This window comes from Stenotrophomonas sp. KH_029 (assembly GCF_057839765.1).
This window is the reverse complement of sequence record NZ_CM174498.1, coordinates 1,867,597-1,886,470: the sequence shown is the minus strand read 5'-3', so window position 1 is coordinate 1,886,470 and position 18,874 is coordinate 1,867,597. Positions and strand designations below refer to the sequence as shown.

The following is an 18,874-nucleotide window of genomic DNA, read 5'->3' as shown; positions in this document are numbered from 1 at the left end:
GTGCCGGGGCTACTCCCGCCGTTCATGGGAGCCGGCCAGCGGCCGGCACTACCCCGGGCCAGATTCCTGAAGAGAATCTGTATTCCGCGCTTCACCATCAGCGCACCGCCCCTGTCCCGGCGCCGCACTGGTACCCTTTCCTTCCCCCCTCTTCGCCTCGCTGCCGCCGCCATGAGCCGACTCCGCATTTTTGCCGACACCGCCCCGGACGCCCCGCTGCTGGACAGCCGCGATGGCGCGACGATCGCCGCCGAACTCAAGCAGATCGGGGTCACCTTCGAACGCTGGCAGGCCGCCCATGAGGTCGCCCCGGGCGCCAGCCAGGAGGAGGTGTTTGCCGCCTACAGGGCCGACATCGACCGCCTGGTGGCCACGCACGGCTTCAAGAGCGTGGACGTGGCCTCGATCGCCCCGGACAACCCGAACCGCGCCGAGCTGCGCAGGAAATTCCTTGACGAGCACTTCCACAAGGAAGACGAGGTGCGTTTCTTCGTGGCTGGCTCGGGCCTGTTCACCCTGCACGTGGACGGCAAGGTCTACGAGATCGAGTGCGTCAAGAACGATTTGATCGCCGTGCCCGATGGCATCACCCACTGGTTCGACATGGGCGAAGCGCCCAATTTCGTCGCGATCCGCTTCTTCACCGAAGCCGATGGCTGGGTCGGCCATTTCACCGGCAGCGACATCGCCCAGCAGTTCCCGCGTTACCACCCCCAACAGCACCAGGCCGACTGATCCATGCCGCATCCCACCGTGATCCTCACCGATATCGAAGGCACCACCAGCAGCATTTCGTTCGTCAAGAACGTGCTGTTTCCGTATGCGCGCAAGGCACTGCCGGCGTTCGTCGCCGCGCACGGCCAGCAGCCGCAGGTGCGCCGCTGGCTGGATGCGGTGGCGGTGGAGATCGGCGGGGCCTGCCAGGACAGCCTGATCGTGGAGACGCTGCAGGGCTGGATCGACCAGGACCGCAAGCACACCGCGCTCAAGGCCCTGCAGGGCATGATCTGGGAAGCCGGCTACCGCAACGGCGACTACCAGGCGCACTTCTATCCGGAAGTGGCCGCCGTGCTCAAGGGCTGGCATGCCCAGGGCAAGCCGCTGTACGTGTATTCCTCCGGCTCGGTGCCATCGCAGAAACTGTTCTTCGGCTTCAGCGAAGCCGGCGACCTGACCGGGCTGGTCTCGGGCTGGTTCGACACCGAAGTGGGCGGCAAGCGCGAGGCCGACAGTTACCGCCATATCGTGCAGGCCATCGGCGTGCCGGCCGGCCAGATCGTGTTCCTGTCCGATGTGGTCGAAGAACTCGACGCCGCGCGCGAGGCCGGCCTGCAGACCCGTCTGCTCGACCGCCTGGACGACTACCCGCTGCCGCGCACCGGCGAGGCCACCCACGGCCACGACCGCGTCGAGAATTTCCAGCAGATCGCGCTGTAACGGGTAGATCCATGCCGCGCCCCAAGACAAGGGGCGCCAATCCAATGAACGCATCGCCATGCGCAGAGCGGCTGCCGCCGGGCACGTAGCATGATTCATGTGTGGATGCCTTCCGCGCGATTGCGGCACCCAGCCTCTTCATCCCCAAGCGATGGATAGCTGGTCCGGGCGGTCCAACGGGATGAGGACCGTTGTGCCGCCCGACGAGGTGGCGCGAACGCAATCGTCCTCCAGCGCCAGGGCGACGAACGGGTCCGTTCGGCTCAGCACCAGCAGCCAGATCAACCTATTGGTCGCCGCCTCACTCACTGCGATGAAGCCATCTTCACCTGCGGCGCAGCACTCGCCACAGGTGATCAGCGTGTCTGTCGACAGCGTGATGGCACTCAGTATTGCCAGCCCCTCACAACCATCGGCGTCGGCCTGCCACGCATCCGCCGCCGGAATCCATGTCTTTTCCATCACCTGCGGGTGCTGCTCGGACGTTTCGAACAGGCAGCAGAATCCATTCGCGAAAGCAAGCGAATTCTGGCGGGGATACGCTTCTTCCTGCCACCTGCTCTGGATGATGCGTCGGTCTGCTGCAAACACGTGCGTGGCCTAGTCAACGATACGTTGGAGAATAGCCCAAGCACCGCACGCGCGGGCCAGCTCCCGCCGCTACAGGGCGGCGGTTGTATCGACCAACGAGGTGAGCCTCAGCGCCCTCTGAAGCGTGGCCAGGTCTGCATCCGCGCGCAGCCGGATCGTCATTGTCTCTCCCGGCAGCAGGTCCAGCGCGTTGTCGTCGAGCGTGGCATCCAATCCATCGAAGCCGATCCACAGCGCACGCACCAGCGTGGGCGAACGCAGCGTCAGCACGTAGCCGTCGCCATCGGCATGCAGCGCGCTGTCGATGTTCGCCGGCGCCAGCGCCAGTGCCTTGGCCGGCACGAAATACACGACCTGCCGCGACAGCAGCTTCTCGCCATCCAGCAGCTCGGCCACCGCCACCGTGCGGGTCGGGTCGGCGCCGTTCAACAGGTCCGCATCGGCAAATCGCCCCACCTCCAGCGCCGATAGCGGCGGCAACGCCACGCGGTGTTTCCGTGTACTGCGCAACGTGCCGTCGAGATCGATTACGCGCAACCGCCACGTTGCCTGCAGACCCTGTTGACGGTCATTGAGCAGACTGACCCGGGTCACCCCTTTGTCGCGCAATGCCGCTACCGCCTGGTCGGCGAAGAACCGTTTGGCGCGGAAATGCAGCGCCTTCCAGCGCCCGGCGTAATCGATGCTCGACCACGATGCGCCCGGCCACACATCGTTGAGCTGCCAGTACAGCGAACCCATCGTGTACGGGCGCGAGGCGCGGTGGTGCAGCGCGGCCAGCTGGATACCGTCGGCCTGCATCACCTGACTCAGGTAGACGAAGGCCGGAAAGTCGCGGGGCGTGCCGTACTCCTCTTCGATGTACTTGAGCAGGCGCTGGTTGCCCTCGCCTGCCATGAACTTCTGGTGCGCGCGCACCGTGGCGCTGTCCACGCGCTGCTCGGCACCGGGGATGATGCCCTCCAGGGTGCGCAGCAGCGGCCAGGCCTGCAGGCCGTATTCGGACATGAAGCGCGGCGTTTCGCCCAGGTAGGCACTCACCGGCAGCGCCGGATTGCCCCACACCTGCCAGTAGTGCTTGTCGCCGCGGGTGGAATCGTTGGCCTTTTCGTCCAGATCGTTGCCCGGCGAACTCGACCAGTACGGCACGCCCAGGCCCTCCTCGGCCACCACCTGGCGCAGGTCGTTGCCGAACAGGTCGACGTAGCCCTGCCAGACCTTCGCGGCGAACACAGGATCGGCCGCCGTCAGGTCACGGCCGTGGCCCCAGTCCTTCCACGCGGTCTCTTCTTCGTTGTTGCCGCACCACAGCACCACGCTGGGGTGATGGCGCAGGCGCCGCACGTTGTCGCGCGCTTCGTCGACCACGTTCGCGCGGAACGCCGGATCGTAGCCGGGCTGCATGCCGCCCCCGAACATGAAGTCCTGCCAGACCAGCAGGCCCAGCTCGTCGGCGATGTCGAAGAACACATCATCTTCGTAGTAACCACCGCCCCAGTTGCGCAGCATGTTCATGTTGGCATCGCGCGCCGCGGTCAGCTCGCGCCGGATCCGCGCCTCGTCCACGCGCGCCGGGAACATGTCGAACGGAATCACGTTGGCGCCCTTGGCGAAGATCGGCACGCCGTTGATCACGAAGGCGAAGCCCTGCCCGCCGGCGCGGTCCACCTCGCGGCGCAGCTCCACCGTGCGCAGGCCGATTCGCTGCTCGATGCGCTGCTCGATGCGACCGGCCGCAGCGGCGTCCGGCCCCAGCGTGGCCCGCACGGTGTAACGCGCCTGCTCGCCCTGCCCGGCCGGCCACCAGCGCCGCGGCGGCTGCAGCGCGACCGGAACCGCGACGGTGCTGACACCAGCCTTGAGCAAGGCCTTGCGGTCGATGCGCGCCACGCGCCTGCCGTCCGGGTCCAGCACCTCCACCTGCAGCGCCGCCGAGCCCACCGCCGCGCTCTCCACCTCGACGGCGATCTCAAGCTCCGCCTTGGCCGCATCCAGGGCACGGGTATGCACGGCCAGCGCGGTAAGCCGCTGGGCATCCCAGCTTTCCAGCCGCACCGGCCGCCAGATGCCGGCGGTCACGTAACGCGGGCCCCAATCCCAACCGAAGTGATAGCCGGGCTTGCGCACGAAATTGCCCACCATGGCGTCTTTGGGTTCATCGCCATACGGCGAGGGGTAATTGCCGGCAATCTTGTGCGGCATTGCCTGCACGCCGGGTAGCAGTGTGGATATCGGCGAGCGCAGCACGATGTGCAGTTCATTGCCGGTGGCGCGCAGCCTGCCGTCCACCCGAGCACGCCAGGTGCGGTGGCTGTTGTCGGCCTGCAGCAGCGGCTGGCCGTTGAGGGTGACGGTGGCGAAGGTGTCCAGCCCCTCGAAAGCCAGCTCGGCATGCGCGCGCGCCAGGGTGGCCGCGTCCACGTCGAAGCGTGCGCGGTATTCCCAATCGGCCAGGCCGATCCACTGCAGGCCCGCCTCCGGTGCGCCCACGTAGGGGTCGGGGATCAGTCCCTGGGCCAGCAGGTCGGTATGCACCGCGCCCGGCACCTGCGCCGGACGCCACTGCTGCAGGCCCGGGTGCGCCGCGCCGTGCGCATCGCCGGGCAGCAGCCGGAACTGCCACTGCGCCTGCAGCGGCGCGGCGGCCAGCGGCAGCGCCCACGCTGCCAGCAGCACCAGCAGCCAGGCCATCGAACGGAAACGACAGTGCATGCCCATGCCTACCCCCGGGTTGGGCCGGCCATTGGCCGGCAACGTCATCAAGCCAGCAAAGCAGCCGCGCTCAGCGCACCACGTTGAGCACTTCGTAGCACGCGCCCATGGTGTGGTAATCGGTCTTGCCGGCCGGGCTCTTCTCGTCGCTGTACTTGCGGTTGTCCGCGTCCAGGATGCGATACCAGGCGCCATGGCGGTGGTCGATCATGTGCTGCCAGGCGTAGCCCCAGAGCTTGTCGTACCAGTCCCAGTACACGGCATCGCCGGTGCGCTTGGCCAGCAGCGCGGCGGTGGCCAGCGATTCGGCCTGCACCCAGAAATACTTGTCGTCATCGCAGACGCTGCCATCGGGCGCGAAGCCGTAATACAGCCCGCCACGCGCGGCGTCCCAGCTGCGCTCCACCGCCACATCGAACAGATGCCGCGCGGTCGGCACCAGCCAGTCGGCCTGTACATGGCGGTCCAGGATCAGCAGCAGTTTGGCCCACTCGGTCTGGTGGCCGGGCTGGAACCCCCACGGACGGAACAGGTGCTTGGGGTTGTCGCGGTTGTAGTCCCAGTCGATCTGCCACTGCCGGTCGTAGTGCTCCCAGACCAGGCCGTCGCCCTGCGCCGCCTGGCGGCGGGTCATGTGGTCGGCCAGCAGCAGCGCACGATCGAGATAACGCTGCTCACCGCTGGCCTCGAACGCGGCCAGCATCGCCTCGCACATGTGCATGTTGGCGTTCTGGCCGCGGTAGTCGCTGAAGTTCCATTGCGCGTCGGCTTCGTCCTTGTACAGGCCGAACGCCGGTTCCCAGAAGCGCGTCTCCAGCAGCTGCCAGGTTTCGTCCATCCACGCACGCGCCTCACCGATCCCGGCCTTGAGCGCGCAGCTGTAGGCCAGCAGCACGAAGGCCACGCCGTAGCAGTGGTTGGTGGCATCTTCGACCACGCCATCGCGCAGGGTCCAGGCGTAACCGCCGGTGGTCGGGTTGCGGTGTACCTGGCGCAGGTAGTCCACCCCGTGCACCACCGCAGCCAGGTCTTCGGGCTTGCCGAACTCGCGGTAGGCCATGGCATGGTTGAACACGAAACGGGTACTGCTCACCAGGTGGCGGTGGCCGGCGTCGTAGACGCTGCCGTCGTCACGGTAGTAGTGGAAGAAACCGCCCTTGGGGTCGATTTCGTGCGGCTGGTAGAACGCCATGGTCTGCGCGATATGCGCGCGCAGGAACGCGGGCGAACGGAAGTCGGGGCTGGGCGGAACCGGCGTGGTCATGCGGCGTCATCCTGTTGTTGCTGCAGCAGTTGCTGGACTTCATCGAGGCTGGGCATCGCGGCGAAGGCGCCCTTGCGGGTCACCGCCAGCGCACCGACGGCGGCGCCGAAACGGATCGCACCGGCAAGGGCGGCCGGGTCCTGGCAGAAGCCGGCGAAGGCGCTACCGTCACCGCCGCGCTCGCCGATCCCGAACAGCAGGCCACCGACGAACGCATCGCCGGCGGCGGTGGAATCCACGGTCTGCACCCGGAAGCCGGTGAGCACGCCCTGCCCATGGCGGGTGCGCCAGTGGATCGGCGCGGCACCATCGGTGACCACCACCGCCTGCGCCCGGGCCGCCAGCAGCCGCGCGATGACCGCATCATTGCCGCCGTCCTGCGCGGCGGCCAGGTAGTCCAGTTCTTCGCGCGAGAGCTTGACCAGGTCGGCCAGCGACAGCGCTTCCCACAGCCGCGGCAGCGGATCGACACCGGCCGGCCACAGCGCCGGGCGCAGGTTGAGGTCGATGCTGACCATCGCCCCGGCCTCGCGCGCGCGGCGCATGCCGTCCAGCGTGGCCTCGGCGATCTCCGCCTCGGTCAGGCTGTTGGAACACACATGGAAGCTGCGCGTGCCGGCAAAGCAGTTGGGGTGGAAGTGCCCGCTGCGGAACAGCAGGTCCGCCGCCGGCGGCCGGTAGAAGCTGAAACTGCGCTCGCCCTGCGCGTCCAGCGCGACGAACGCCAGCGCGGTCTTGGCCGCGTCGGTGCGCACGATGCAGTCGGTGGCCACCCCGGCGCCGGCCAGGCTGTCGGCGAGGAAGTCGCCGAACATGTCCTGGCCGAGCATGCCAGCGAAATGGGTGTCGGCACCCAGCCGCGCGGCAGCCACCGCGACATTGGCCGGGGCGCCGCCGGCATACTGCAGGAACGCGCGCGGGGTATCCGGCGAGGCCGGCGGCTGGGCGAGTAGATCGATCAAAATCTCGCCGAAACAGACAATCTTGGACATTTTGGCTCAGCTTTCCGGGCGGAATGCGGCGCTCGGGCGCGAACCCGACAGACCGTAGTAGAGGATGTAGGCGTAGCAGACCAACGGCAGGATGAAGGACTCCTGCAGGCCGATGCGGTCGGCCAGCAGGCCCTGCAGGTACGGCACCACCGCGCCGCCGACGATGGCCATGATCAACAGGCTGGAAGCCTTGTTGGTCAGCGGCCCCAGGCGTTCGATGCTGAGCGCGAAGATGGTGGGGAACATGATCGAGTTGAACAGGCCGATCGCCACCACCGAGTACAGCGCCACCTGGCCCTGGCTGAGCATGGTCAGCGCCAGCAGCGCCACGTTCATGCTGGCAAACAGGGTCAGCAGCAGGCGCGGGGAGAACCGGGTCATGATCGCCGAACCGGCAAAGCGGCCGATCATCGCCATCGTCCAGTACGCAGACAAGTAATGGGTGGCCTGCTGTTCGGTGAAGCCGCCGATGGACGGCATCGACAGGTAGTTGACCAGGAAGCTGCCGATCGACACTTCCGCGCCCACGTAGAAGAAGATCGCCAGCACGCCGAACAGTACGTGCCTGTGGCGCAGCGCATCGAGCAGGGTGTGCCTGCCGCTGTCGCCCTGTTCGGTGGTTTCGGTCAGCGCCGGCAGGCGGAACAGGTAGACGAACACCGCCAGCAGCGCCAGCGCAATGGCCAGGCCCACGTAGGGGCCCTGCACCGACTGCGCTTCCTGCACGCGGTAGGCGATCTGCTCGGCGGCCGGCAGCACCGCCAGTTCGTCGGCACTTTTGACCGTATTGCCCAGGATCAGCAGGCCGCCGAAGATCGGCGCGATCGCGGTACCCAGCGAGTTCAGCGCCTGGGCCAGGGTCAGCCGGCTCGAAGCGGTCTGCTCGGGGCCCAGCAGGGCCACGTATGGGTTGGCCGCCACCTGCAGCACGGTGATGCCGGTGGCCAGCACGAACAGCGCGCCGAGGAAGGCTTCATACACGCGCAGTTCGGCCGCCGGCCAGAAGCCCAGCGCGCCGACCGCGGCGATGGCCAGGCCGGCCACGATGCCCTTCTTGTAGCCCAGGTGCGCCACCAGCCGGCCGGCCGGCAGCGACATCAGGAAGTACGCCCCGAAGAAGGTGAACTGGACCAGCATCGCCTTGGCGTAGTTCAGTTCGAACACCGCCTTCAGGTGCGGGATCAGGATGTCGTTGAGGCAGGTCAGAAACCCCCACATGAAGAAGATCGTGGTGGCCACGGCCAGGGCCATGCGCGTGTTCATCACCGGCGCGGACGAGGACGGGGTCGGCATGCGGGGGGTTGGGGAAATGGGCATTCGGTACGCGCCTCATTGCGCGGAAAGGTAAAGGGGGGAACGCGATCAGGCGGTGGCCGGGCCACTGCTGTCGCGGATACGCAGCTGGACCGGTGCCACAGTACGCTGTGGCGCGGCATCGGGGTGGTCGAGTCGTTGCAGCAGCAGTTCGGCGGCCTGCCGTCCGCGCTCGCGCGGGTTGACCGTCACCGTGGTCAACGGCGGCAGCGCCACGGCGGCCTCGGAGATATCGTCGAAGCCGGTGACGGCGAAGTCGCGGCCCGGTTGCACCCCGCGCGAGGCCAGGCCAAGCATCAGCCCCAGCGCGACGCTGTCGTTGTAGCAGACCGCTGCGGTGGGCGCGACCGCTTCCAGGAACAGCTCGCCGCTGCGTGCGGCCGCATCCAGGCGGCTGGGCGCCGACTCGATCAACCATGGCGGCTGTACCGCGATGCCGGCTTCCTGCAGGGCCTGGGCATAGCCGCTGCGGCGCTGGTGGCAGGAGCTGGATGCGGCATGGCCGCCGAAGAAGGCGATGCGCCGGTGGCCGCGCTCGATCAGGTGGCGGGTGGCCAGGTAGGCGCCCTGCTGGTTGTCCAGGGTCAAAAAATCCCAGTCGGCGCCGGGCAGTTCCCGGTTGAACAGCAGCACGTTGGCATGGCCGAGCACCTGGCGCAGCTGGGCGGTATCGCTGCCTTCGGCCGGTGACAGGATCAGCCCGGCCGGCATGTGTTCCATCAACGTGGTCAGCACCGCCTGCTGGCGCTGCGGCGATTCGCCGGTGCTGCCCAGCAGGGTCACAAAGCCCTTGCCGCCCAGCGCTTCGTCCACGCCCGAGGCGAACTCGGCGAAGAACGGGTTGGACAGGTCGTTGATCACCAGCGCCACGCTGGAGGAAGTACGCCGGCGCAGGTTGGCCGCGCCACGGTTGTAGACATAGCGCTGCCGCCGCAGCTCGGCCTCCACCCGCGCACGGGTGTCGACATTGACCAGCGGGCTGCCGCGCAGCACCAGCGAAACGGTCGCGCGCGATACGCCGATCGCATCGGCGATATCGGTCACGGTCACCGCACGGCTGCCTTTGGCGCTGGAAGTGTCCTTGTCTTTCATCCTGTCGCGGGACTCCTGGGGTGGTGCAAGCCTAAACGATCGCATCCCACTGCGGACCACGCCCGTGCCGGCGGTCGGGGCCGACCGGCCCCGGCCACCGCCAGCGGCGGCCGCAATTCATTCCAGCGCCGCGCCCGGGGTGGCGCAATAGGACACCGGCAACGCATCCACGCCGGTGCCCCAGCCACCGCGCGGGGGCTGGCTGCCCAGCGCGAAATCGATCGTGCCGCCCCGGCGCAGACGCGCCCAGTCCAGCCACACCGGCGCATGCGCCGCGCCGTCGACCTGCACGCCCTGGATGTACTGCAACTGGCGGCCGTCTGCGCCCGCGGCGCTCAGGGCCAGGCGGCGGCCCTGGCCCAGCGCCACCTCGGCACGCGCAAAGCGCGGGGTATGCAGCAGGAACTGGCCACTGCCCGGCACCGCCGGGTAGAAGCCCAGCGCACTGAACAGATACCAGGCCGACATCGTGCCCAGGTCATCGTTGCCGGTGACCCCGTTGGGCGCATTGGTGAACAACTGCTGGGCCGCGCGCAGCACGGTGGCGGTCTTCCACGGCTGGCCGATCAGGGTGTACATCCACGGCGCATGCAGGTCCGGTTCGTTGTTGGGGTTGTAGCGGTACTGGTTGTAGTAGCTGTACGGCCCGACCACCCACTCCTTGCGCGCGGCGGTCAACGGTGCCTGCACCAGCGCGTCATAGGCGAAGAACGTATCCAGCCGGCGCGCGGCCTGCTCGCGGCCGTGCATGGCCGCCACCAGCCCGGGCACGTCCTGCTGCACCAGCCACTGGTACTGCCAGGCGGTGCCTTCATGGAAGCCATGGTGCGACCGTGGGCTGTACTTGCCATCGGCAGGCACATACCAGTTGCCGTCTTCCATCCGCGGCCGCGGGAAGCCGGCAAAGCCGCTCTGTTCATCGCGTACCTGCGGGTCCCAGACCTTCTGCCAGTTGCGCCCGCGCTGGCGCAGCAGCGCGGCATCGTCGGCATGGCCCAGCCCATCGGCCATCTGCGCCAGCGCGCAGTCGGCCAGCGCGTATTCCAGGGTGGCCGAACCGCCATGGTGCGGGTCCACGTCCATGCCCTTGGACGGGAACGCGCGGTCGTACTGCACAAAGCCATTGGCCAGGTAACTGGGGTTGCCCGAGCGGCCGGCATGGCGCGAGTTCATCGGCGGCGTGCCGAACGCGTTCCGGCGTAATGCCGCGTAGGCCTGCGCCTGGCGGCCTTCCAGCGCGCCAAAGCGCCACAGGTCGACCAGGAACGGGGTCACCGGGTCGCCGGTCATGACATTGGTTTCAAAGCTGGCATAGCCCCAGCGCGGCAGCCAGCCGCCCTGCTCGTCGATGGCCAGCAAGCTGCGGCCGATATCGCGGGCGACCTCCGGCTTGGTCAGTGCCAGCCATTGGTTCTGCGCACGGTAGGTGTCCCACAGCGAGAAGTACTCGTAGTAGGTCCAGCCGTCGGCGCGGTGGATGGCATCGTCGTAGCCGCGGTAGCGGCCGTCGGCATCGCTGCCGGTCAGCGGCTGCAGCAGTGCGTGGTACAGCGCGGTATACAGCACGGTGCGGTCATCGCTGCTGCCGCCCTGCACCTTCACCGCGGCCAGTTCCTGTCGCCACTGCTGCTGGGCCAGCAGGCGCATGCGCTCGAAGCCGAGCAGCCGGCCACCGGCCATGCCGTCGCTGCGCAGGTTGGCGCGCGCGCCGTCCGCATCCACATGCGAGATCGCGCTGACCGCGGTCACTGCGCGGCCCTTGCCCAGGTCGAAACTGAGCCAGGCGCCGCTGGGCTTGAGTTCGCCTTCCATGCCATGCCGCGCGCCGGGCAGCCCGCCGCCCTCGCCCCAGGTGCCGAAGGCCTGGAACGGACGGTCGAATTCGATCCGGAACCAGGTGGTGTACTGGTGGCCGCCGCAGAAACTCTTGGTGACCAGCTTGCCTTCCACCACGCGGTCGCCGACCACATCGACCACGCTGCCGATCACCGTATGGCGTTCATTGGCCTGGCCGAGGTTGACCAGCACATGGCCGGTGCCGGCCTCGGCCGGGAAGGTGTAGCGCTCGGCCGCCGCGCGGGTGCGTGCGGTGGCTTCGGCGTCGATGCCGCCATAATTGGTCAGGCGCACCTTGTAGTAACCGGCCTGGCCGACTTCACCCTCATGGGTATAGGCCGAGGCGTAGCGCTTGTGGTCGAAACTCTTGGCATCGTCGGTATCGAAATCGCCACCGGAGCCGATGCTGCCGGTCACCGGCAGCACCGAGACCTGGCCGCCCTGCTCCCAGCAGCCGGCGCCGGACAGGAAGGAATGGCCGAACCCGCGGATCTTCGGGTCGTCATAGCGCCAGCCGGCGTAATGCTCGCCGATCGGGCTGACCTGGATCAGGCCGAACGGGGCCGAGGCGCCGGGAAAGGTGTTGCCGTCGTCCTTGCTGCCGATGAAGGTATTGACCTCCCGTTCCAGCGCGGCGGGCGCGGCGGCCTGCAGCAGCGGGGCGAACGACAGCGCCAGCAGGCAGGCCAGGCCTGCCAGGGGGCGGCGGGCGGGTTTGGGCGCGGTGGCGGACGGCAGTCGGCGCATTGCAGGATCCTGTGGCTCGGTGACGGTGCGGCGGTGGGGACGTGCGGTCCGGGCCGGCGGCATTGCGCCGGCTGCAGACCCCTCAACCCCCCTCCTCGGTGGATTTAGATCGATTCAAGTCGCAGGACAAGTAGAGCACGGGGTTTTCCGCGGTTGCATTCTGCGCCGCAGCATTGCGCCCGCCGCGGCCCCGCCGGCCACGTCCGCCGGGGCTGCATATTGCGCAGCAGCATGCGCGTCCCGCCCGGCCGTGCTAAAAATCCCGCGCCAATCGTTTAGATCGATCCAACTTCAAACGGTCACGATTGCCGGGCGTGGGAGCCGGGGGACTGCCCAATGCATGCGGGATGCATAACGTACAGCGTCGTTCGAAACAGATCCGCCACAAAAATTAGATCGATACAAATTTCCAGTAGCCGCCACCGGTTCAATCCAAGGGAGAGAGTGGAATGAAACAGACTTCACGCATGCACGGCCGCGACACATTGTCCGCCGCGATCGCATTTGCCTTGGCCGCGGTGATGCTGCCGGCCGGCGCGTTCGCGCAGCAGGCCCCCGCCACGGCGGCCTCCTCACCGGAGGCGACCACGCTGGACAGCGTCACCGTCACCGGCTACCGCTATTCCATCGAAAAGAGCCTGCAGCAGAAGCGCGACGCCAACGCCGTGGTCGAAGTGATCACCGCCGAGGATGTTGGCAAGTTCCCCGACAAGAACGTCGCCGATGCGCTGCAGCGCGTGCCCGGCGTGGTGATCACCCGCAGCGGTGGTGAGGGCAAGAGCGTGAGCGTACGCGGCCTGGCCCCGGACCTGACCCTGACCCAGTTGAACGGCAACTACGTCGCCTCCTCGGAAACCAACAACGAAGCCTCGCGTTCGTTCAACTACACCCTGCTGCCGTCGAACATGCTGTCCACCGCCGAGTTGTTCAAATCGCCGGAAGCGCGCATCGACGAAGGCGGCATCGGCGGCACGGTGATCCTGCGCACCCGCCGCCCGCTGGAGATGGAAACCAACTCCGGCTACGTCACCGTGGAAGGCACCTCCTCGGACACCAGCCACGACGTCGATCCGCAGCTGTCGGCGCTGTACTCCTGGCACAGCAAGGACGAGCGGTTCGGCGTGCTCATCGGCGCCACCCAGCAAAAACGCACCAGCCGCACCATGGAAGTGACCACCGAGGACTACCAGTGGTACGGCAACGGCACCGATGCGCGCGATGCGCACGGCAACCTGCTGCCGCAGGATGGCATCCACTACTGGTGGGGCCAGTCGGGTTTCAACAACCAGACCGGGAAGAACTACAGCGAGTTCTTCATGCCCACCTCGGTGAACTTCGCCGTCAAGGAAGAAGAGCGCGAGCGCAAGGGCGGCCAGCTGACCTTCCAGTTCAAGCCGCTGGACAACCTGACCCTGACCGCCAACTACTTCCGCTTCGAGCTGCAGGGTGACTACACCCAGAACATGCTCAAGGTGCCGGAGTGGAACATCGCCCGCTACAACCAGGACGGCAACTGGGCCGGTGGCCGCTTGCTCAACGGGCTGGACTTCGACCCCAGCGGCAGCATCGTCACCGGTGCGCAGTATGAAAAGCTGGCCGGCAAGACCTACTACTGCAGCGAAGAACAGGCCGCCGCGGCCGGCCTGCCGCCCGGCGGCTGGGGCCCGGACGACTGCACCATCCCGACCCCGCAGCTGACCGGTGGCTACAGCAAGGAAAAGGCGCTGTCGCAGACCGCCGACCTGACCGTGGACTGGGACATCAGCCCGCTGTGGAAGGCGTCCTTCAGCGGCGGGCGCACCTGGTCCGAAGGTGGCCCGTCGATGAACTTCCGCATGTCGGCCAAGCCGCGCCGCCAGGTCGACGGCGTGTGGCAGTCCGGCAACAGCTACACCGGCTGGGATTTGACCGGCACCCCGTCGCTGACCGTCTCGCCGAACCTGCAGGACCAGATCATGGCCGGCATCGCCGAGGTCGACACCGGTTCCACCGACTCGTCGTGGATGCAGACCGAGGTCAAGCAGAACTACTTCCAGGCCGATGTCACCAAGCTGTTCGAGAGCGGCTGGCTGGACTCGATCCAGTTCGGCACCAAGTACCGTGACGGCAAGGTGCACCGCAATACCGGCAACACCTACTGGGTGTGCCAGGGCCTGGACCCGGCCGACTACGACAACAACCGCTACCAGGCCGGCTGCGATCCGACCGCCGGCAACGCCCAGCCCGGCTTCTTCCTGTCCAACCCGATCAACAACATCACCGGCGGCTTCAACGCCAACGTGTTTCCGGGCGTGGACTATCCGGCCTACATCAACTACCTCAACCAGACCTACGGCGGATCGCACAGCCGCAAGGAAGAGGACTTCGTCTACAACGTCGAGGAGAAGATCTTCTCTGGCTACTTCCAGGCCAACTTCCGCACCGAGCGCCTGCGCGGCAACGTCGGGGTGCGGGTGGTGCGGACCAAGCAGTTCGCCGAATCCAGCGATTCGGTGGAGCGGTTCAACGATTACTTCGTCGACAACGCCAGTGGCGCGCCGATGAGCTGCAACGACCCGGCCGCCGATCCCAGCCTGCGCTGCCAGGGTGGCTTCGTGCGCCTGCCCGATCCGCAGGTCCGCGACAAGATCTATGCGCTGTCCTCGCTGGAGAAGACCTACACCGACTTCCTGCCCAGCTTCAACATCGCCTGGGACATCACCGACAACCTGGTGCTGCGCGGCGCGGCCTCCAAGGTGATCGCCCGCCCGGGCTACACCGATATCGCCTACCCCGGCGGGCTGCGCTACGTCAGCGAGGAATACAGCAACGATCGTCGCGTCGCCGGCGGCACCGACACCCCCGGCTGGTACGGGTCGGGCAGCAACAAGGGCCTGCAGCCGTTCGAGGCCACCCAGTTCGACATCGGCCTGGAATGGTACTTCCAGCCCGGCGCGGTGGCCGGCCTGGCCCTGTTCCGCAAGAACGTGGACAACTTCACCGTGCCGGTGGTGCGCGACCAGCAGATGAATGTCGGCGGCCAGACGGTGACGGTGCAGAAGTACGAGACCCAGGCCAACGGCCAGGACGGGGTGTCCCAGGGCGTGGAGCTGTACGCGCAGTACAGCTTCGATTTTGGCCTGGGCTTCCAGGCCAACTACACCTACAACGACACCAACCTGGCGGCGGTGGTGCTGGACGGCGTGGAGATCGGCGCCTCGCCGCTGGTCGGCAGCGCCAAGAACCAGGCCAACTTCACCGTGTTCTACGAGAACCAGAAGTTCCTGGCGCGTGCTTCCTACAACCGTCGCGGCGAAGTGGTCGGCGGCCTGAACAACGGGTTGACCCAGTACTCCGAACCCTACGACCAGCTGGACCTCAACGTGGCCTACAACTTCACCGAGGCACTGACCCTGACCGCCTCGGTGCTCAACGCCACCAAGTCCGAACAGCGCATCTATCTGGGCAACGACAGCAAGGCCCGCCTGCTGTCCAACGGCTACACCGGCCGCCAGCTGTACATGGGCATGACCTGGAAGTTCTAAGCCGCACCGGCCCGCCACCGCAGGCGGGCTAACGGTCCTCCACGGCAGCCGCGCTGGTACAGGTGGCTGCCGTTTTTTTTGCTTGCGGCGGCCGCAATGCCGCAGAACCGGGCTCTACCCTGCTGTATGGCTCCAGGTTCTCGATTTCATCCCAGACGTCAAACGGGGCCAGAACACCAATGGTTTTTCGGTCCGCACCTCCGAATGTATCCGGAGGAGGACGGGCAGCCCCATGCGGGACTGTCGAAAACATGGATGTTTTCGCCAAGCCCCCAAGGAGGGGTTTACGTGCGTGTCCCGCATGGGGCTGCCCGTCCTCCTCACGCACATACAAGCAAGACGCTGCTCTAGCTTGATGCATTCATGAGATTGCCGGCCAGCGCCCGGCAGGTACCCTCACCATCGCTACCCGTCGAGCGCGGCGCGCAGTGCGGCTACTTCGGCCGCATCGGCGGCGGTCCAGTCCGGCGACAACCCAAGCAGTGCCGGATTGCGGTGGCGCATGGTCGATTGCCGGGTCGCCTTGGCCGAGGCATGCAGCTCATGGCAGCCACTGCGCGCGGCCACGCTGGCGATGTTGCCGGCGTTGAGCCCGGCCCCGGCCATCACGCCGATGCGTCCACCGGCCTGCGCGACCAGCGCGGCCAGCGTGTCCGCACCCGCTTCAGCACTGGCCTGCCCGCCCGAACTCAACACCCGCTGGCAGCCCAGCGCGATCACCTGCTCCAGCGCCTGCGGCAGATCGCGCGCGGCATCGAAGGCGCGGTGGAAGGTGACCTGCATCGGGCCGGCCGCCCGTACCAGCTCACGGCACAGTTCGATGTCGATGCCGCCATCGGCATCCAGCGCGCCGATCACCACCCCGTCGCAGCCCAGCTGCCGGCAGTTCTCGATATCGCCCAGCATGATCTGCGTCTCGCCGGCGCTGTACAGGAAATCACCGGGACGGGCCCGGATCAGCACGAACAGCGGAATCGTCAGCTGCTCACGGGCCAGTGCGATGCTGCCAAATGACGGGGTGGTACCCCCTTCGGCCAGGTTGTCGAACAACTCGATCCGGTCGGCCCCACCGGCCTGCGCGGCCAATGCCGAGGCCACCGAATTGGACGCTATCTCCAACAGCCGGCGCGGCATGCTCAGGTCTGCCCGCTGCTGTAGACCGAGGCCGAATCGCGCAGCTCGTCCTGGCGGCCCTTGTCGCATACCGCGTAGACGAAACCGCGGTGCAGCGCATAGGCGCCCACTTCGCCGTGCCTGTCCAGCGCCAGGAAGCACACCTGCAGGGTCTTGCTGGCCTCCGGCCGCTTGCGCACCACCCGCGCGATCGCCTCGCGGCAGGCCTGCGCGGGCGAGCGGCCCTGGCGCATCAGCTCCACCACCAGGAACGCGGCCGCATTGCGGATCATTTCCTCGCCCACGCCCGAAGCGGTGGCCGCACCGACCTCGTTGTCGACATACAGGCCGGCACCGATGATCGGGCTGTCGCCCACCCGCCCGTGCAGCTTCCAGGCCATGCCACTGGTGGTGCAGGCCCCGGCCAGCGCACCGCTGGCATCCACCGCCAGCATGCCCAGGGTGTCGTGGTTGCGGCTGTCGCCGGGACGGCCGCGGCGCTCGGCATTGATCTGCGGCGTGTACTGCGCGGTCTTCAGCCATTCGCGCCAGGCCTTCTCCGCTTCCGGGGTCAGCAGCTTCTGCCGTTCAAAGCCCTGCTGCACGGCAAACTGCTGGGCGCCCTGCCCGACGAGCATCACGTGCGGGGTCTGTTCCATCACCCGGCGCGCCACCGACACCGGGTGCAGGATGTCGACCAGCGCCGCCACCGAACCGCAGCGGCCGTCGCCAGCCATGATGCTGGCATCCAGGCTGAGCACGCCATCGCGGTCGGGATTGCCGCAGCGCCCCACGGTGGGATTGCACAGCTCGCTCTCGGCCCAGCGCGCACCGGCTTCCACCGCATCCAGCGCAGTGCCGCCGGCGGACAACACCTTCCATGCCGCCTGGTTGGCGCCCACGCCGAAGTCCCAGGTCGATACCACCCGCGCCCTGCCCTGCACCTGCGCACCCACGCGCGGGAGTGCCATCATCCCGGCGGCCAGTGCACCGGCCTGGAGGAACTGCCTGCGATCGGTCATGCGTCTTCTCCCTGCATGGATTCCCGCCTGCGCCCGGCACGCTGTCGGGCGCACTTGCTTACGCGGCGATGCGGACGCGGTGCTCGGCATGCCACACCGCCGCACCGATCACGCCCAGCTCGCCATGCTCCACCCGCCATACCGGCACCTGCGCCAATACCTCGCCCATCACCCCCTTGGCCAGGAAGCGCGCGCGGAAGCGGCCGTCGTGCAGGAACGCGGCGATGCGGGTGGGAATGCCACCGGCCAGGTAGACCGAACGGGCGCCGAAGGTCACCGCCAGATCGCCGGCCAGGCTGCCCAGCCACGCGCAGAACACCTCCAGCGTTTCCACCGCCAGCGCATCCTCACCGGCATGCGCGGCGGCGATCAGTGCTTCAGGCGACGACCAGTGCGGGGTGACCCCGCGCAGCTCGCACAGGCTGGGGTAGAGGTTCATCAAGCCGCTGCCGGACAGGATGCGCTCGTTGTCCACGTGCTCCCAGCGCTGCTGCATCCGGCCCAGGACCTGCAGCTCCAGTGCATTGCCGGCGGTCAGCGCGGCATGCCCGGCCTCGCTGGCCAGTACCGGCTGCGGGCCGCCGGCAAAGCGCAGCGCCGCGCCCAGGCCGGTGCCCGGGCCGAGCACCAGCGCCGGCCAGCGGCGCTGGTCGGAGGGCGCACCGTTCAAGGCCACCAGGGTGTCGGCGTCCACGTGCGCGATGGCGTAGGCCACTGCTTCGAAATCGTTGATCAGCGCCAGCGACGCCAGCCCGGCCTGGCGGCAGGTGGCGTCCACCGACACCGGCCAGGTCAGGTTGGTATTGACCAGGTGGTCGCCCTCGAGCACGCCGGCGATGGCCACCACCGCGGTATCCAGCGGCAGCGCCGCGGTGGCGATGAAATCGGCCAGGATCGCCGCCAGGCTGGGATAGTCGGCGCAGCGGTAATGGCGCAGGCCGCTGAGCCGGGGCGGCTGGCCGGCGCGTACCTGCGCCAGCGCCAGGCGCGCGAAGGTGCCGCCGACGTCGGCGACGAGCAGCGGTTCAAGCCGGGAATCCAGGCCGGGCGCCGCGTTGGGCGTCGCCTCGGAAGGGGCCGGAACAGGTTCCGGAAACGGTACCGCAACGCTCACTCGCAGGCCTTGGCTGGGATCGAATCAATCCCGGCGATTTTCGGCGATCGACCGGGGTTTGCAAAGCAGACCGTGCCGTACAGGGGCGTATGCGCCACCGGCAACGCAGGCAGGAC

13 protein-coding genes are annotated in these 18,874 nt (G+C 67.7%); 3 read left to right on the top strand and 10 right to left on the bottom strand.

Annotated features, from left to right (window positions below):
* Nucleotides 1–171: 171 nt before the first annotated feature.
* The gene (locus AC3ITM_RS08745; RefSeq protein ID WP_489269814.1) at nucleotides 172–735 is read left to right on the top strand and encodes a 1,2-dihydroxy-3-keto-5-methylthiopentene dioxygenase; all 564 of its coding nucleotides are present in this window, start codon (nucleotides 172–174) and stop codon (nucleotides 733–735) included.
* 3 nt (nucleotides 736–738) lie between these two features.
* A complete protein-coding gene (gene mtnC, locus AC3ITM_RS08740) occupies nucleotides 739–1,437 on the top strand; it encodes an acireductone synthase (RefSeq protein ID WP_489269813.1) in 699 nt (232 codons plus the stop codon).
* A gap of 138 nt (nucleotides 1,438–1,575) precedes the next feature.
* On the opposite strand, the gene AC3ITM_RS08735 is transcribed toward mtnC, so the two are convergent.
* From AC3ITM_RS08735 to AC3ITM_RS08705, 7 genes are all read right to left on the bottom strand, one after another.
* Nucleotides 1,576–2,028 (bottom strand): hypothetical protein, encoded by a 453-nt coding sequence (locus tag AC3ITM_RS08735; RefSeq protein ID WP_489269812.1) that lies wholly within the window; start codon nucleotides 2,026–2,028, stop codon nucleotides 1,576–1,578.
* Nucleotides 2,029–2,097: 69 nt separating this feature from the next.
* Nucleotides 2,098–4,740, bottom strand: coding sequence for a beta-mannosidase (locus AC3ITM_RS08730; RefSeq protein WP_489269811.1), 2,643 nt, complete (start codon nucleotides 4,738–4,740; stop codon nucleotides 2,098–2,100).
* 70 nt (nucleotides 4,741–4,810) lie between these two features.
* Complete coding sequence (locus AC3ITM_RS08725; protein WP_489269810.1) at nucleotides 4,811–6,004, bottom strand: AGE family epimerase/isomerase; 1,194 nt, start codon at nucleotides 6,002–6,004, stop codon at nucleotides 4,811–4,813.
* Nucleotides 6,001–6,996 carry a carbohydrate kinase family protein gene (locus AC3ITM_RS08720; RefSeq protein WP_489269809.1) on the bottom strand — a complete coding sequence of 332 codons (996 nt, stop codon included), beginning with the start codon at nucleotides 6,994–6,996 and terminating at the stop codon, nucleotides 6,001–6,003. The genes AC3ITM_RS08725 and AC3ITM_RS08720 overlap by 4 nt, the downstream gene beginning before the upstream one ends.
* Before the next feature lie 6 nt (nucleotides 6,997–7,002).
* Nucleotides 7,003–8,289 (bottom strand): L-fucose:H+ symporter permease, encoded by a 1,287-nt coding sequence (gene fucP, locus AC3ITM_RS08715; RefSeq protein ID WP_489270062.1) that lies wholly within the window; start codon nucleotides 8,287–8,289, stop codon nucleotides 7,003–7,005.
* Between the two features lie 69 nt (nucleotides 8,290–8,358).
* The gene (locus AC3ITM_RS08710) at nucleotides 8,359–9,402 is read right to left on the bottom strand and encodes a LacI family DNA-binding transcriptional regulator (protein WP_489269808.1); all 1,044 of its coding nucleotides are present in this window, start codon (nucleotides 9,400–9,402) and stop codon (nucleotides 8,359–8,361) included.
* A gap of 117 nt (nucleotides 9,403–9,519) precedes the next feature.
* On the bottom strand, nucleotides 9,520–11,985 hold the full coding sequence (locus tag AC3ITM_RS08705; RefSeq protein WP_489269807.1) for a GH92 family glycosyl hydrolase: 2,466 nt from the start codon (nucleotides 11,983–11,985) through the stop codon (nucleotides 9,520–9,522).
* Nucleotides 11,986–12,434: 449 nt separating this feature from the next.
* On the opposite strand from AC3ITM_RS08705, the gene AC3ITM_RS08700 reads away from it, so the two are divergent.
* The gene (locus AC3ITM_RS08700; RefSeq protein WP_489269806.1) at nucleotides 12,435–15,509 is read left to right on the top strand and encodes a TonB-dependent receptor; all 3,075 of its coding nucleotides are present in this window, start codon (nucleotides 12,435–12,437) and stop codon (nucleotides 15,507–15,509) included.
* A 405-nt stretch (nucleotides 15,510–15,914) separates the two neighbouring features.
* Here the strand turns inward: AC3ITM_RS08700 and AC3ITM_RS08695 are convergent, their stop codons facing one another.
* From AC3ITM_RS08695 to AC3ITM_RS08685, 3 genes are read right to left on the bottom strand one after another with little or no spacing between them, the layout of a single operon-like run.
* Entirely contained in the window at nucleotides 15,915–16,643 is a 729-nt protein-coding gene (locus tag AC3ITM_RS08695; protein ID WP_489269805.1) for a copper homeostasis protein CutC, read from the bottom strand.
* Nucleotides 16,644–16,645: 2 nt separating this feature from the next.
* Nucleotides 16,646–17,644, bottom strand: coding sequence for a glycosylasparaginase (locus AC3ITM_RS08690; protein ID WP_489269804.1), 999 nt, complete (start codon nucleotides 17,642–17,644; stop codon nucleotides 16,646–16,648).
* A gap of 58 nt (nucleotides 17,645–17,702) precedes the next feature.
* Nucleotides 17,703–18,758, bottom strand: coding sequence for a glucokinase (locus AC3ITM_RS08685; RefSeq protein WP_489269803.1), 1,056 nt, complete (start codon nucleotides 18,756–18,758; stop codon nucleotides 17,703–17,705).
* Nucleotides 18,759–18,874: the final 116 nt, after the last annotated feature.

Excerpts from the sequence above, each read along its gene's own strand:
- AC3ITM_RS08695 (WP_489269805.1), bottom strand. The coding sequence starts at position 16,643 with ATGCCGCGCCGGCTGTTGGAGATAGCGTCCAATTCGGTGGCCTCGGCA.
- AC3ITM_RS08720 (WP_489269809.1), bottom strand. The coding sequence starts at position 6,996 with ATGTCCAAGATTGTCTGTTTCGGCGAGATTTTGATCGATCTACTCGCC.
- AC3ITM_RS08705 (WP_489269807.1), bottom strand. The coding sequence starts at position 11,985 with ATGCGCCGACTGCCGTCCGCCACCGCGCCCAAACCCGCCCGCCGCCCC.
- AC3ITM_RS08700 (WP_489269806.1), top strand. The coding sequence starts at position 12,435 with ATGAAACAGACTTCACGCATGCACGGCCGCGACACATTGTCCGCCGCG.
- mtnC (WP_489269813.1), top strand. The coding sequence starts at position 739 with ATGCCGCATCCCACCGTGATCCTCACCGATATCGAAGGCACCACCAGC.
- fucP (WP_489270062.1), bottom strand. The coding sequence starts at position 8,289 with ATGCCGACCCCGTCCTCGTCCGCGCCGGTGATGAACACGCGCATGGCC.
- AC3ITM_RS08745 (WP_489269814.1), top strand. The coding sequence starts at position 172 with ATGAGCCGACTCCGCATTTTTGCCGACACCGCCCCGGACGCCCCGCTG.
- AC3ITM_RS08730 (WP_489269811.1), bottom strand. The coding sequence starts at position 4,740 with ATGCACTGTCGTTTCCGTTCGATGGCCTGGCTGCTGGTGCTGCTGGCA.
- AC3ITM_RS08725 (WP_489269810.1), bottom strand. The coding sequence starts at position 6,004 with ATGACCACGCCGGTTCCGCCCAGCCCCGACTTCCGTTCGCCCGCGTTC.
- AC3ITM_RS08690 (WP_489269804.1), bottom strand. The coding sequence starts at position 17,644 with ATGACCGATCGCAGGCAGTTCCTCCAGGCCGGTGCACTGGCCGCCGGG.
- AC3ITM_RS08710 (WP_489269808.1), bottom strand. The coding sequence starts at position 9,402 with ATGAAAGACAAGGACACTTCCAGCGCCAAAGGCAGCCGTGCGGTGACC.